Source organism: Pseudomonas sp. D1HM (assembly GCF_019266105.1).
In the GTDB taxonomy this organism is placed as follows: Bacteria; Pseudomonadota; Gammaproteobacteria; order Pseudomonadales; family Pseudomonadaceae; genus Aquipseudomonas; species Aquipseudomonas taetrolens.
In genome coordinates this window covers 59237-74171 of sequence record NZ_LRMN01000027.1, presented here as the reverse complement: position 1 = coordinate 74171, position 14935 = coordinate 59237, and the positions used below count along the sequence as shown (strand labels likewise).

Here is a 14935-nt window from a genome sequence, read left to right as displayed (position 1 = left end):
ACGCGGCCTCGCTGCGCTCGTCTGCTGCTACGGGTTCAGGGTGATTCTGAAATATTGAAGGGCCTTCGGGCCCAGCCGTCGTAAACCGTCTGAAGGTCTTCGCAGCCTGCGGCAGCGGCTACAAAGGTCATTTGTAGCCGTTGACGAGTGGAACGAGGCGACGTTCCACTCACGGGGCACTTCCGGGTTATTTTCCCGTCAGCAACGCTTCGAGCTTTTCCTGGTCACGGGCGAACTGACGGATGCCCTCGGCCAGTTTTTCGGTGGCCATGGCGTCTTCGTTGGAGGCCCAGCGGAACTGCGCTTCATTGAGGATCAGGCGCGGCTCGCCGCCTTTGCCCGGGATCAGCTTGCGCTCCAGCGTGCCGTGTTCCTGGGACAGTTTCTCAAGCAGGTCCGGGCTGATGGTCAGGCGATCGCAACCGGCCAGTTGTTCGATCTGGTTAAGGTTACGGAAGCTGGCCCCCATGACCACGGTGTTGTAATCGTTGGTCTTGTAGTAGTCGTAGATGCGGGTGACGGACTGCACGCCCGGATCATCGGCACCGGTGTATTCATTGCCGGTGGACTTCTTGTACCAGTCGTAAATGCGGCCCACGAACGGCGAGATCAAAAAGACCCCGGCGTCGGCGCAGGCAGCAGCCTGGGCAAACGAGAACAACAGGGTCAGGTTGGTCTGGATGCCGGCTTTTTCGAGCTTCTCGGCAGCACGGATGCCTTCCCAGGTCGACGCCAGCTTGATCAGTACGCGATCGCGGCCTACGCCAGCCTTGTCATACAGCTCGATCAACTGATTGGCTTTTTGCAGCAGGGCGGGCTCATCGAACGACAGGCGGGCGTCGACTTCTGTCGAAATACGGCCCGGAATCACTTTCAAGATACCGCTACCCACAGACACCGCGAAGTGGTCGCAGGCCAGGCCGACATCGCCCTTGGCGTGGGCGATGGCGTTTGCCAGCAGCTCGGTATAACCCGGCATGGCAGCAGCTTTGAGCAGCAGGGAAGGGTTGGTGGTGGCATCCACGGGTTTGAGGCGGGTGATCGCGTCGAGGTCGCCGGTGTCTGCAACCACGGTGGTGAACTGTTTGAGTTGTTCCAGCTTGGAAGTCATGAGCGTCTCTGTCGGAAAAGTATTAATGAATGTACAGATTGAGCGTGTCTTCGATTTAAAGTTCTCAGAGCATCAGAATGCCGTCGAAGACGTTCATTGTGCAACTCGTGCAGCAGATTAAATCTGCACAGGGCAGTAAAGGAAACCGGGATCTGCAGCACGTTTTCAAGGTTTAGCTATACCTAAGACTCCACGTGCATACGATTGCACCTCAGCGGGAGTGACAGCATGAAGCTTGGATTAATGATCAGTGCAGTGTGTATTGCTTCGATCGGGATGATCGGTTGTGCGAGCAAAGTCCAGCAACCGGATGAATATTCCGGGTTTTTGAAGGATTACAGCCGTCTCAAAGAGGCCCGTTCACCGTCAGGCGCAGAAGTGATGCGCTGGATTGATCCCAAACTGAATGTGGACCAGTACACCCAAGTTTATATTGAACCCAGCCAGTTCTATCCGGCGCCGCAACCGACGGCGAAAATCCCGAAAAGCACGTTGACCGGCATTACCGGGTATTACGATCAGGCGTTGAAGCGCGAGCTGGGCAAGTCGTTGCCTCTGGCCAGCGCGCCCGGGCCGGGTGTGATTGTCGTGCGTCCGGCGATTACCGCAGTCAGCAGCAAAACCGAAGGTCTCAAGCCTTACGAACTGATCCCTGTGGCGCTGGTGGCAGCGGCGGTCAGCACGGCGTCGGGGATACGTGATCAGGAAACCACGCTGGCGACCGAGGCGGTATTCCTTGATGGGCAGACCCAGGCCGTGGTTGCCCAGGTGGTGCGCAAAGGCACGGGCAAGCCGCTGGAAAATGACAGCCAGGTGCTTAAGGCCGATGACGTGAAAAAGGTAATCGATGGTTGGGCCTCGGATCTGCATCAGTCTTACTTGAAACTGAAAAAATAACCCCTCCGCCGTTTTCGGGTCTGTCAGCGCCTTTGCTTGCCCGTTGGCGACTTCGGGCATGCAGAACAGGACGCTGGCCTGTTTCGGGCAAGCATTGGGTCGTGACAGGGGAGCAATAGTCTTTTTGTCACGTATCTCATGACAATTTATCTGCCTGGCGCATAGGTCGCCCGCCTGATTCGTGTTTAACTTCTGCCTCTTCAAAAAACTGTTAAGAAGGACATCGTTCATGGCTCAAGTGACGCTTAAAGGCAACCCTGTTCAAGTCAACGGCGAACTGCCAGCAGTAGGCTCCAAAGCGCCGGCGTTTTCGCTGGTTGCAGGTAATTTGTCCGATGTAACGTTGGCGAACTTTGCAGGCAAGCGCAAAGTGCTGAACATTTTCCCAAGCGTTGACACCCCGACTTGCGCCACTTCCGTGCGCACGTTCAACGCCCAGGCCAACCAGGTGCCAAACACCGTCGTACTGTGCATCTCGGCTGACCTGCCATTTGCACAAGCCCGTTTCTGCGGTGCAGAAGGCCTGGAAAACGTTCAGAACCTGTCGACTCTGCGCGGTCGTGAGTTCATCGAAAACTACGGCGTTGCCATCGCCGACGGCCCATTGACCGGCCTGACTGCCCGTGCAGTCGTGGTTCTGGACGAAAATGACAACGTGCTGCACAGCGAGCTGGTCAAAGAAATCGCTGAAGAGCCGAACTACGAAGCCGCACTGGCCGTATTGAAGTAAGTCGTACCGCTCTGCCCAAAACGGCCTGGCCTTGATTGCCAGGCCGTTTTTTTTTGTGAATCACGCCCTGTTTTCCCTTCAACAGACGCTAACCTCCCCGAGATGACGTCACTGCTGGCGGCTCTGAAGCTCGTAATAGAGAGCCTCTAACGTAAATAGCCGGTAAAGAGTCTTTTAATAACCGTCGACACTGCTTATCGTTCAGCCTTCTGAAAATAAGCCCTCGCGCCCAATGGTTGGTCACTCCATGCAATCCTCTGTATCCCCCACATCTCGTCGCTGGCTGGTTGGCCTGCTGGTCTTGTTGATTGTCATTGGCGTGTGCTGGTGGTTATGGCCGTCGACGTCGAAAAATGCACAGACGGCACAGTCCGCCGGGCAGACAGGCCGTTCGGGGATGATGCGTCCCGGCTTTGGCGGCTCGACCTTGCCCGTTCCGGTACGGGTGTCAGACGTGACGCGCGGTGATTTTCCGGTCTATTACAAGGCTCTGGGGACCGTGACTGCGCTGAATACGATCAATGTGCGCAGCCGCGTCGCGGGGGAACTGGTCAAGGTCAACTTCAAAGAAGGGCAAATGGTCAAGGCGGGCGACTTGCTGGCTGAAATCGATCCGCGCAGCTATCAGAACGCGCTGCTGCAAGCGGAAGGTACGCTGCTGCAGAACCAGGCCCAGTTGCGCAATGCCCAGGTCGATGTGCAGCGCTACCGTGGTTTGTACGCGCAAGACAGCATCGCCAAACAGACCCTCGATACCGCCGAGGCTTTGGTCAGCCAGCTTCAAGGTACGGTCAAGACCAATCAGGCTGCGGTCAACGATGCCAGGCTTAACCTCGACTTCACCAAGATTCGTGCGCCGATCAGCGGCCGTGTCGGCTTGCGTCAACTGGACATGGGTAATCTGGTCGCGGCCAACGACACCACGGCCTTGGTGGTGATTACCCAGACCGAGCCCATTGTGGTCAGCTTTACCTTGCCCGAAAGTGATCTGGCATTGGTGCTGGCCCGTTATCGCAGCGGCGCCAGCCTGCCGGTTCAGGCCTGGGACCGGGGCGACCGCAAACAGCTGGCGGTGGGGGTGTTGAGCAGCATCGACAACCAGATCGACATCACTACCGGCACCTTGAAATTCAAGGCGTTGTTCGAGAACCGCGATCAAAGCCTGTTCCCCAACCAGTTCGTCAATGTGCGCCTGCTGGCTGAAACCCTTAAAAATGTGGTGCTTGCGCCTGCGGCCGCCATCCAGTATGGCACCAACGGCTCGTTCGTCTACGCGCTGGATGGCGATAACAAGGTCAAGATCCGCACGATTAAAGTCGGAGTCACGGACGGTGATGTTTCGGTGATCGACGAAGGCCTGGCCCCCGGTGATCGTGTTGTGCTTGAAGGCACAGATCGTCTGCGTGACGGTGGCGCGGTGGAAGTGGTGAGCGACAGTGCTGAAGTGCCGCAAACGCCTGCCGCGCAGTTACAGGGCGGGTCTGACACCGGTGCCGCGCCGGCCAAGGCGCACGAATGAATCTGTCGCGGCTGTTTATCCTGCGTCCGGTCGCAACCACGCTGTGCATGCTGGCCCTTGTGTTGTCCGGGATCATTGCCTACCGCATGTTGCCGGTGTCTGCCTTGCCTCAGGTCGACTATCCGACCATTCGTGTCATGACGCTGTACCCCGGCGCCAGCCCGGATGTCATGACCAGTGCGGTGACCGCGCCCCTTGAGCGCCAGTTCGGGCAAATGCCGGGCCTGACGCAAATGGCTTCGACCAGCTCCGGCGGGGCCTCGGTACTGACGCTGCGCTTCAATCTCGATATCAATATGGACGTCGCCGAGCAACAGGTGCAGGCCGCGATCAATGCTGCCAGCAACCTGTTGCCCAGCGATTTGCCGGCCCCCCCGGTGTACAACAAGGTCAACCCGGCCGATACCCCGGTGCTGACCCTGGCAATCACCTCCAGGACCATGCTGCTGCCCAAGCTCAATGACCTGGTCGACACGCGCATGGCACAAAAAATTGCCCAGATCAGCGGTGTCGGCATGGTCAGCATCGCTGGCGGTCAGCGCCAGGCGGTACGGATCAAGGTCAACCCTGAGGCGCTGGCCGCCAATGGCTTAAACCTGTCGGATGTGCGCGCACTGATCGGTGCGTCCAACGTTAACCAGCCCAAGGGCAACTTTGACGGTCCGACCCGGGTGTCGATGCTGGACGCCAACGACCAGCTGAAAACCCCGCAGGAATATGCCGAGCTGATCCTGGCGTACAACAACGGCGCGCCGCTGCGCCTGAAAGACGTGGCAGAAATCGTCGACGGTGCCGAGAACGAACGTCTCGCCGCCTGGGCCAACGAAAACCAGGCCGTGCTGCTCAATATCCAGCGCCAGCCGGGTGCCAACGTGATCGAGGTGGTTGACCGGATCAAGGCGCTGTTGCCGAGCATCACCGACAACCTGCCGGCGGGTATCGATGTCACGGTCCTGACCGACCGGACGCAAACCATCCGCGCCTCGGTGCGCGATGTGCAGCATGAGTTGCTGATCGCTATTGCCCTGGTGGTGATGGTGACATTCCTGTTCCTGCGGCGCGTCAGTGCCACGATCATTCCGTCGGTGGCCGTACCGCTGTCGCTGATCGGTACGTTTGGCGTGATGTACCTGGCCGGTTTCTCGGTCAATAACCTGACCCTTATGGCACTGACCATTGCCACCGGCTTTGTGGTGGATGACGCCATCGTCATGCTGGAGAACATTTCACGCTACATCGAGGAGGGCGACAGCCCGATGCAGGCCGCGCTCAAGGGCGCCCGGCAGATCGGCTTCACCCTGATCTCGCTGACCCTGTCGCTGATTGCGGTATTGATCCCGTTGCTGTTCATGGCTGACGTGGTGGGGCGTTTGTTCCGCGAGTTTGCCATCACCCTGGCCGTGGCCATCCTGATCTCGCTGGTGGTCTCGCTGACCCTGACGCCGATGATGTGCGCCCGCTTGCTCAAGGCAGAACCTAAAGAAGAAGAGCAAGGCCGCTTCTACCGCGCCAGCGGTGCCTTCATCGACTGGATGATCGCCGAGTACGGGCGCATGTTGCAGTGGGTGCTCAAGCACCAGCCGTTGACCCTGCTGGTGGCTGTTGGCACTTTGGCCCTGACCGTATTCTTGTACATGGTGGTGCCCAAAGGCTTCTTTCCGGTGCAGGACACGGGTGTGATCCAGGGTATCTCCGAAGCGCCGCAGTCGATCTCGTTCAGCGCCATGAGCCAGCGTCAGCAAGAGCTCGGTGCGATTATCCTGCAAGACCCGGATGTCGAAAGCCTGTCTTCGTATATCGGCGTGGACGGGGATAACCCGACACTCAACAGCGGCCGCATGCTGATCAACCTCAAGCCCCACAGCGAGCGCAGCGACAGCGCCTCCGAGGTGATTGCCCGCTTGCAACCGCAGCTCGACAAGCTGGCAGGCATTCGCCTGTTCATGCAACCGGTGCAGGACCTGACCATCGAAGACCGCGTCAGCCGCACCCAGTACCAGTTCAGCCTGTCATCCCCGGATGCCGAAATGTTGAGCACCTGGAGCCAGAAGCTGGTGACGGCGCTGTCCAATCAGCCGGAACTGGCCGATGTTGCCAGCGACCTGCAGGACAAGGGGTTACAGGTGTTTTTGGTGATTGACCGCGATGCGGCCTCCCGCCTCGGGGTGACGGTGGCCAACATCACCGATGCGCTGTACGACGCGTTCGGCCAGCGGCAGATCTCCACCATTTACACCCAGGCCAGCCAGTACCGGGTGGTTTTGCAGGCTAAAGATGGCGAGAAAATCGGCCCGCAGGCGCTGGACCAGATTCACGTCAAGACCACCGACGGCGGCCAGGTCAGGCTGTCGAGCCTGGCCAGGGTCGAGGAGCGCCAGGCGCAGCTGGCAATCTCGCATATAGGCCAGTTCCCGTCAGTCATGGTCTCGTTCAACCTGGCCCCCGGCGTGGCGCTGGGTCAGGCGGTGGAGCTGATTGATCAGGTGCAAAAAGACATCGGTATGCCGGTGGGCGTGAAGACGGAGTTCCAGGGCGCCGCGCAGGCGTTCCAGGCGTCGTTGTCGAGCACCTTGCTGCTGATCCTGGCGGCGGTGGTCACCATGTACATCGTGCTCGGCGTGCTCTACGAGAGCTACATCCATCCGATCACCATTCTGTCGACCCTGCCATCAGCGGCAGTCGGGGCCTTGCTGGCGTTGATTCTCACTGGCAACGACCTGGGGATGATTGCCATCATCGGCATCATCCTGCTGATCGGCATCGTGAAAAAGAACGCGATCATGATGATCGACTTCGCCCTCGATGCCGAGCGCAACCAGGGCATGGCCCCGGAACAGGCGATTTACCAGGCTGCGCTGCTGCGTTTCCGGCCGATTCTGATGACCACACTGGCGGCGCTGTTCGGTGCCGTACCGCTGATGCTCGCCACCGGTTCCGGTGCTGAGTTGCGTCAGCCTCTGGGCCTGGTCATGGTCGGCGGTTTGCTGATGAGCCAGGTGTTGACGTTGTTCACCACCCCGGTGATTTACCTGTACTTCGATCGACTGGGGCGCCGCTGGCGGGGTGACACGGCCAAGGCCGGGAAGGCTTCGGCATGAACCTGTCCGGGCCCTTCATCAAGCGTCCCGTCGCGACCATGCTCCTCAGCCTGGCAATCATGCTGCTGGGGGGCGTGAGCTTTGGCCTGCTGCCGGTATCACCGCTGCCGCAGATGGATTTCCCGGTCATCGTGGTGTCTGCCAGTTTGCCGGGGGCGAGCCCCGAGGTCATGGCGTCGAGTGTGGCCACCCCGCTGGAACGCTCATTCGGTTCGATTGCCGGCATCAACACCATGAGCAGCCGCTCGAGCCAGGGTTCGACGCGGGTGATTTTGCAGTTTGACCAGGACCGGGACATCAATGGTGCAGCCCGTGAGGTGCAGGCGGCGATCAATGCCTCGCGCAACCTGCTGCCCAGCGGCATGCGCAGCATGCCGACCTACAAAAAGATCAATCCGTCGCAGGCGCCGATCATGGTGCTGTCGCTGACGTCCGATGTGCTGGAAAAGGGCCAGCTTTACGACCTGGCCTCGACCATCCTTTCGCAAAGCCTGTCCCAGGTGCCGGGTGTGGGTGAAGTGCAGATCGGTGGCAGTTCGTTGCCGGCGGTGCGCATTGAGCTGGAGCCGCAACTGCTCAATCAGTACGGGGTGTCTCTGGATGATGTGCGCAGCACCATCGCCAGCGCCAACGTGCGCCGGCCCAAGGGCGCGGTGTCTGACGGGGAGCGCAACTGGCAGATCCAGGCCAACGATCAACTGGAAAAAGCCAAGGACTATGAACCGCTGATCATTCGTTACCAGGACGGTGCAGTCTTGCGCCTGAGCGATGTGGCCCGGGTCAGGGACAGCGTCGAGGACCGCTATAACAGCGGTTTCTTCAACAACGATGCGGCGGTATTGCTGGTGGTCAATCGTCAGGCCGGGGCCAATATCATCGAGACCGTGAACGCGATCAAGGCCCAGTTGCCGGCGCTGGAGGCCGTGTTGCCGGCCAGCGTCAAACTGAACCTGGCGATGGACCGTTCGCCGGTGATCAAGGCCACCCTGCACGAAGCCGAGATGACCCTGCTGATTGCCGTGGCCCTGGTGATTCTGGTGGTGTTTGTGTTTCTGGGTAACTTCAGGGCATCGTTGATCCCGACCCTGGCGGTGCCGGTGTCACTGGTTGGCACCTTTGCCATCATGTACCTGTACGGGTTCTCGCTGAACAACCTGTCGTTGATGGCCCTGATTCTGGCGACCGGACTGGTGGTGGATGACGCGATTGTGGTGCTGGAGAACATCTCCCGCCATATCGATAACGGTATCGCCCCCATGAAAGCGGCGTACCTGGGAGCAAAGGAGGTTGGTTTTACCCTGCTCTCGATGAACGTGTCGCTGGTGGCCGTGTTCCTGTCGATCCTGTTTATGGGGGGGATTGTCCAAAGTCTGTTCCGAGAGTTCTCCATTACCCTGGCCGCCTCGATTGTGGTATCGCTGGTGGTGTCGCTGACCCTGACGCCAATGCTCTGTGCCCGCTGGCTCAAGCCCCATGTGCCGGGCACTGAAAATGCCATGCAGCGCTGGAGCATGCACCTCAATGACCGCATGGTTCGCGGCTATGCCCGTAGCCTGGACTGGGTGTTGCGCCACAAGCGCCTGACCCTGTTCAGCCTGCTGGTGACCATCGGGGTCAATGTGGCGCTGTATGTGGTGGTGCCTAAAACGTTCATGCCGCAACAGGACACCGGGCAACTGATCGGATTTGTTCGCGGCGATGACGGCCTGTCGTTCAGCGTGATGCAACCCAAGATGGAAATCTTCCGCAAGGCCGTGCTGGCCGACCCGGCGGTGGAGAGCGTTGCAGGTTTTATCGGGGGCAATGGCGGGACCAACAATGCCTTTATGATCGTGCGTCTGAAGCCGGTCTCGGAGCGCGGGATCTCGGCACAAAAAGTCATCGAACGCCTGCGTGAGAGCTTGCCCAAAGTGCCGGGCGGACGCCTGATGCTGATGGCTGACCAGGACCTGCAGTTTGGCGGCGGTCGTGAGCAAACCAGTTCGCAGTACTCCTACATTCTGCAAAGTGGCGACCTCAACGAGCTGCGTATCTGGTACCCGAAGGTCGTGGCTGCGCTTAAAGCCCTGCCCGAGCTGACCGCCATCGATGCCCGCGAAGGGCGGGGCGCCCAGCAAGTGACGCTGGTGGTCGACCGCGATCAGGCCAAGCGTCTCGGGGTGGACATGGACATGGTCACCTCGGTGCTGAACAACGCCTACAGCCAGCGGCAGATTTCGACCATCTATGACAGCCTGAACCAATATCAGGTGGTGATGGAGGTTAACCCCAAATACGCCCGGGACCCGCAGACCCTGAATCAGGTCCAGGTGATCACGGCGGATGGCCAGCGGATCCCGTTATCGACCATTGCCCATTACGAAAACAGCCTGCAGGACGACCGGGTCGAGCACGAAGGGCAGTTTGCATCGGAAACCATTTCGTTTGACATGGCCCCCGGCGTATCACTGGAGCAGGGCACCGCGGCCATTGAACGGGCCATCGCCAAACTGGGCTTGCCTGAAGACGTGATCGCCAAAATGGCCGGCACCGGCGACGCTTTTGCCGCGACCCAAAAAAGTCAGCCGTTCATGATTCTGGGTGCGCTGGTGGCGGTGTACCTGGTGTTGGGGATTCTCTACGAGAGTTACATCCACCCACTGACTATTCTGTCGACATTGCCGTCGGCCGGGGTGGGCGCCTTGCTCAGCATCTACCTGACGGGAGGCGAGTTCAGCCTGATCTCACTGCTCGGCCTGTTCCTGTTGATCGGCGTGGTGAAGAAGAACGCCATCTTGATGATCGACCTTGCACTGCAACTCGAACGGCATTCGGGCCTTGCTCCCGAGGCCTCGATCCGCAGCGCGTGCCTGCAACGTTTGCGGCCGATTCTGATGACCACCCTGGCAGCCATTCTGGGGGCCTTGCCCCTGATGCTCAGCACTGCCGAAGGCGCGGAAATGCGTCAGCCCCTGGGCCTGACCATCATTGGCGGTCTGATCTTCAGCCAGATCCTGACCCTTTACACCACTCCGGTGGTTTACCTCTATCTTGATCGCACACGCCATCGCTTCAACACATGGCGCGGCGTGCGCACTGATGCTGCTCTGGAAACTCCGCTATGACCTCTCGTTTGCTAAACCTTGCACCGGCACTGTCGTCCCAACGCTGGGCCCTGGCCCGAGGCTCGCGTCTGCTGGGGCTGGTGATATCAGGCCTGTTGCTCAGCGCGTGTGCGATTGGCCCGGACTACCAGCGGCCCGAACTCACGGCTCCGGTGCAATACAAGGAAGCGGCCGGCTGGACCCAGGCCAACCCGAGTGATGCATTGGCCCGCGGCGCCTGGTGGGAGCTGTACGGTGATCAGCAGCTTAATGGCCTGGTGGAGCAGCTCAACCGCTCCAACCAGACCATTGCCCAATCCGAAGCCCAGTTTCGTCAGGCCCAGGCGATGGTGCGCACGGCGCGCGGGGCTTTTTTCCCGAGTGCTGACTTGAGTGTGGGTAAAACCCGCTCCAGTCAGGGCACCGGCAGCAGCAGTTCGAGCTTGAGCAGTTCCAGCAGCGGGATTCGCGACACCTACAATGCACAGGTTGGTGTCAGCTGGGAGGCCGATGTCTGGGGCAAGCTGCGGCGCGGCCTCGAAGCCAACGAAGCCACCGCTGAAGCCAGCCTGGCCGACCTGGCGGCCATGCGCCTGAGCCAGCAGTCCGAGTTGGTGCAGAACTACCTGCAGTTACGCGTCATCGATGAGCAAAAACGCTTGCTGGAAACCACGGTCGAGGCCTATCAGCGCTCACTGAAAATGACGGACAACCAGTACCGAGCCGGGATTTCCGGCAAGGATTCCGTGGCCCAGGCGCAAACCCAATTGCGCAATACCCAGGCCAGCCTGATCGACTTGATCTGGCAGCGGGCCCAGTTTGAAAACGCGATTGCGGTGCTGACCGGACAAGCGCCCTCGGCCTTCAGCCTGGCCGAAGTCGATACCGTACCGGCGCTGCCGCAAATTCCAGTGAGCCTGCCGTCACAATTGCTCGAACGGCGCCCGGACATTGCCTCGGCCGAACGCTCGATCATCGCCGCCAATGCCAATATCGGGGTAGCCAAGGCCGCCTATTACCCTGACTTCAGCCTGAGCCTGTCGGGTGGCTACAGCAGCAGCACCTATGAGGACTGGATCAGCGTGCCCAACCGTTTCTGGTCGGTCGGGCCGAAAATCGCCTTGCCGCTGTTCGATGGCGGCCAACGCTCCGCCGAGGTTGACCGCAACGAAGCACTGTATGACCAGACGGTGGCCAAGTACCGGCAGACCGTGCTCGATGGTTTTCGCGAAGTGGAAAACTACCTGGTGCAGTTGAAGGTACTGGGGGACGAATCAGTGGTGCAGGAACAGGCGCTGGAGTCGGCCCGAGAGTCATTGCGCCTGACCAGCAATCAGTACAAGGCCGGCCTGATTGCCTACCTCGACGTCGTCTCGGTACAAACCACCGCACTCACCACCGAGCGCAGCGTGCTCAACTTGCTGCAAAGCCGGCTGATTGCCAGCGTGCAACTGATCGCAGCACTGGGTGGCGGCTGGGACGGCAATACCGACCTGAGTGCCAATGAGAATGACCGCCGTCGCACGTCAACGACCCCGGATACGCAATGACCCTGTAGCCGCTGCCGAAGGCTGCGAAAAGGGGGGCCGCGCTATCCATCGCAGCCTGCGGCAGCGGCTACAAAAAACATGGCTATCGCAGATCAATGGCCCCGGATACGCAATGACCCTGTAGCCGCTGCCGAAGGCTGCGAAAAGGGGTGCGCTATCCATCGCAGCCTGCGGCAGCGGCTACAAAAACATGGCTATCGCAGGTCAATGGCCCCGGATACGCAATGACCCTGTAGCCGCTGCCGAAGGCTGCGAAAAGGGGTGCGCTATCCATCGCAGCCTGCGGCAGCGGCTACAAAAACATGGCTATCGCAGGTCAATGGACCTGGTTTCAGGGGGATTCAGCGGTAGCGGCTACAAATAAGGACGATCCGTAGCAGCGGTCGAGCGGAGCGAGGCCGCGTCCGGCGGCGCAGCCGTCGCAAAAAACCTGCGTATTTTCTGCGCGTCGACACATGCAGGTTCACTGGTAGAAGCTGAACCGGTCCTTGCCATTATGTTTGGAGGCGTATAACGCCTTGTCAGCCTTGGCCAGCGCCTGGTTAAGGCCTTCGCCATCGTCGAGGCGGGTGAGCCCGATGCTGACGGTGACCGGATGCTCGTGCGGATCCTCGCGTACTTGCCGGCACAGGGTGGTCATCAGGGCCTCCACATCGGTACGACGCACACCTGACAAATACACGGCAAATTCCTCTCCGCCCAGGCGGGCATATTGATGGCCGGCCATCACTGATTTGATACAGGCGGCGGTGCGTACCAGCACTTCATCCCCTACATCGTGGCCATACTGATCGTTGATCTTCTTGAAATTGTCGATGTCGATCATCGCCAGGTAGTGATCGCGCTCCCGAGGACGGGCCAGCAGAACCCGGGTGGCCTGGGCCATGAAAGAGCGGCGGTTGGGGATCTCGGTCAGGGCATCCATGTACGCCTGGCTCATCAACAATTTGGACAGGGTGAAGTTGTACAGCTTCACCTGGCGCAATTTGAAAAAGCAGTAAATCGTCACGCTGCTGAGGAACACGTAAAAACACAGAATCAGGGAGCCCCGCAGATCCAGGACCTCAGCGGAGGTCATCAGAAAAGGATTGAGCGTCAGCCAGGTCAGAAGCACAACGGCGAGGAATGCCCAGCGGCTCAAGGGCAGCACAGAGGCGCTGTAGAAAATGCTGGCGGTCGCCAGAACCAGCCAGATGGGTTGCACTTCGTCCGGCAGGCCATCAACGATATAGCGAATGCCAAGAGCCATCACGGCAACAAAAAACACGTTGAGCACGTCGAAATGCCGGTGCTCGACGATGAAACCCAGAATGACGGTGGCCATCATCATCGCGCCAAGAAACAACACTGACAGCCCGCTAAATCCCTGTTGGCCTTTGAAACTGACAATCAGGTCGAACAGTAGCCAGATGAAAGTGCTGGCGATGTAGGTCAGTCGGCAAAAAGTACGCAGTTCTTCGAAATCATGTTGGGCAAATTCGGCTTGCAAGGCGCTGAGGCGGGCTTGTTTTGAAATATCAGTTTCAATGGCTTTGAGCATTGCAGGCCTTGATCGCGGTCAACTGGACAGGAGCTCGCTTGCCACTGCTGCAAGCGGCCTCTGAATCCGGGCTAGGTATTGATAACCCTAGCAGGAGTTGGCGGTTTATCGATAGTGCCTGTGCCCGGCCTGAGCTCAATTGGCCTGTGCAAATACTTCGCCGACGCTGCGTCTGCGAGCGTGCTGTTCACTGGCCCGGATCAGGGCTTCGAGATCTTCGGCTGTCACGTCAATGAAGGCATCCATATCTTCCAGAGCCAGCTGCAAGTCTTCGGCGGTAATGCCCGGATCACCCACCACCGGCGGGGCAACGAGGGGAGGGCTGGGCTCTGCCGGTTTTTTCGGGTAGCTCACCCGCGTCAGATTGTTGTAGGCCAGGGCCGCCAGCAGCATGCACGCCGCGCTGAGCATGACAGGAGCCAGCACTGCCCAGCCGAGGCTGGCGCTGTCCGGGTCAGCCAGAACCACCAGCAACGCCAGGGCACCGGCAGGTGGATGCAGGCAACGCAACATGCACATGGTGATCAGTGCCAGGCCAGCGGCGAGGCAGGCGCTGTCAAGGTCGCGGCCGAAGAAATGCACCACCGACAAGGACACCAGGGTGGCGCAGAAGTAGCCGCCCAGAATCGACCAGGGCTGCGCCAGCGCTCCGGATGACACCGCAAACAGCAGAACGGCGGATGCCCCCAACGGGCCGATCAAATGCAGGGCGACAGGCAGGCCAAAGAACAGGCTGCAAACCCAGACACTGAACAGGGTACCGAGGGAAACGCCCAGTGCGGCACGGCTCCATTCGGCAGGGCGGGTGTGGGTGGCGGGGGGGATAAAACGGTTGATCCAGCGGTTTTGCATGGTGAGAACAATCCGGTTTGGCGGCGAAACAGATAAAAAAAGGGCTTGGCGGGGGTTCCGGCAAGCCCTTGAAATGTCCCTTCATTTGGGGGAGGAACCGGTGCAGTGTGCACATCGGTAAAACAATCCGCAAATTCATAATAATGATGCTTGAATGCATTAATTTTGAGCTATTAGGCGAAATCTACCGGTCGGCCTTGTGACCGCCAGACCTGACGGTTTAAGGCGCGAGGGTGGTGGGAGGGTCGGCCCGCTTGCCCAGGATGCGGTCATGCACCTCATTGTCCAGCAATCGATGCTCAATCAGGCTGCGCAACCCTGGACAGTTGGCCAATGGTCCTTTCAGCACCAGCAAGGCGTCACGCAATTTGATCAGGTTGCCCAGTTCGGGCAGGCACAGGGCGGCTGTCTGGCCATGCCCCTGATTTCCCGGCGCGCAAGGTTCGGCAAGGGCCCGCAGTGGGGGCTCGGCATTGGCCAACAGGGAATAATTCATGGGGCATGCTCCGTTCGGAAAAGCGCTTCAGGGGTGGGGTGCAGATCCTTGATAACACT

Annotated in this window: 10 protein-coding genes; 6 read left to right on the top strand and 4 right to left on the bottom strand. The window is 59.6% G+C overall.

Features of this window, described 5'->3' with window-relative positions; translation table 11 throughout:
• Window positions 1-187: 187 nt before the first annotated feature.
• Entirely contained in the window at window positions 188-1111 is a 924-nt protein-coding gene (gene tal, locus AWM69_RS22070) for a transaldolase (protein ID WP_131652961.1), read from the bottom strand.
• 228 nt (window positions 1112-1339) lie between these two features.
• On the opposite strand from tal, the gene AWM69_RS22065 reads away from it, so the two are divergent.
• The 6 genes from AWM69_RS22065 to AWM69_RS22040 all read left to right on the top strand — a co-directional run bounded on the left by AWM69_RS22065 (window position 1340) and on the right by AWM69_RS22040 (window position 11988).
• Window positions 1340-2008 carry a DUF3313 domain-containing protein gene (locus AWM69_RS22065; protein WP_131652960.1) on the top strand — a complete coding sequence of 223 codons (669 nt, stop codon included), beginning with the start codon at window positions 1340-1342 and terminating at the stop codon, window positions 2006-2008.
• A gap of 229 nt (window positions 2009-2237) precedes the next feature.
• Window positions 2238-2738, top strand: coding sequence for a thiol peroxidase (gene tpx, locus AWM69_RS22060; protein ID WP_131652959.1), 501 nt, complete (start codon window positions 2238-2240; stop codon window positions 2736-2738).
• A gap of 232 nt (window positions 2739-2970) precedes the next feature.
• Window positions 2971-4257: an MdtA/MuxA family multidrug efflux RND transporter periplasmic adaptor subunit gene (locus tag AWM69_RS22055; protein WP_131652958.1), complete on the top strand. Its 1287-nt coding sequence runs from the start codon at window positions 2971-2973 to the stop codon at window positions 4255-4257.
• Window positions 4254-7355 (top strand): MdtB/MuxB family multidrug efflux RND transporter permease subunit, encoded by a 3102-nt coding sequence (locus AWM69_RS22050; RefSeq protein WP_131652957.1) that lies wholly within the window; start codon window positions 4254-4256, stop codon window positions 7353-7355. The genes AWM69_RS22055 and AWM69_RS22050 overlap by 4 nt, the downstream gene beginning before the upstream one ends.
• Entirely contained in the window at window positions 7352-10459 is a 3108-nt protein-coding gene (locus tag AWM69_RS22045) for an efflux RND transporter permease subunit (RefSeq protein WP_218728487.1), read from the top strand. Before AWM69_RS22050 ends, AWM69_RS22045 begins: the two co-directional genes overlap by 4 nt.
• On the top strand, window positions 10456-11988 hold the full coding sequence (locus tag AWM69_RS22040; RefSeq protein ID WP_218728485.1) for an efflux transporter outer membrane subunit: 1533 nt from the start codon (window positions 10456-10458) through the stop codon (window positions 11986-11988). The genes AWM69_RS22045 and AWM69_RS22040 overlap by 4 nt, the downstream gene beginning before the upstream one ends.
• Before the next feature lie 463 nt (window positions 11989-12451).
• On the opposite strand, the gene AWM69_RS22035 is transcribed toward AWM69_RS22040, so the two are convergent.
• From AWM69_RS22035 to AWM69_RS22970, 3 genes are all read right to left on the bottom strand, one after another.
• Window positions 12452-13528, bottom strand: a complete 1077-nt coding sequence (locus AWM69_RS22035) for a GGDEF domain-containing protein (RefSeq protein ID WP_218728483.1) — start codon at window positions 13526-13528, stop codon at window positions 12452-12454.
• Between the two features lie 135 nt (window positions 13529-13663).
• A complete protein-coding gene (locus tag AWM69_RS22030; RefSeq protein WP_218728481.1) occupies window positions 13664-14380 on the bottom strand; it encodes an HPP family protein in 717 nt (238 codons plus the stop codon).
• Between the two features lie 220 nt (window positions 14381-14600).
• Entirely contained in the window at window positions 14601-14876 is a 276-nt protein-coding gene (locus AWM69_RS22970) for a type VI secretion system contractile sheath small subunit (protein WP_256930486.1), read from the bottom strand.
• Window positions 14877-14935: the final 59 nt, after the last annotated feature.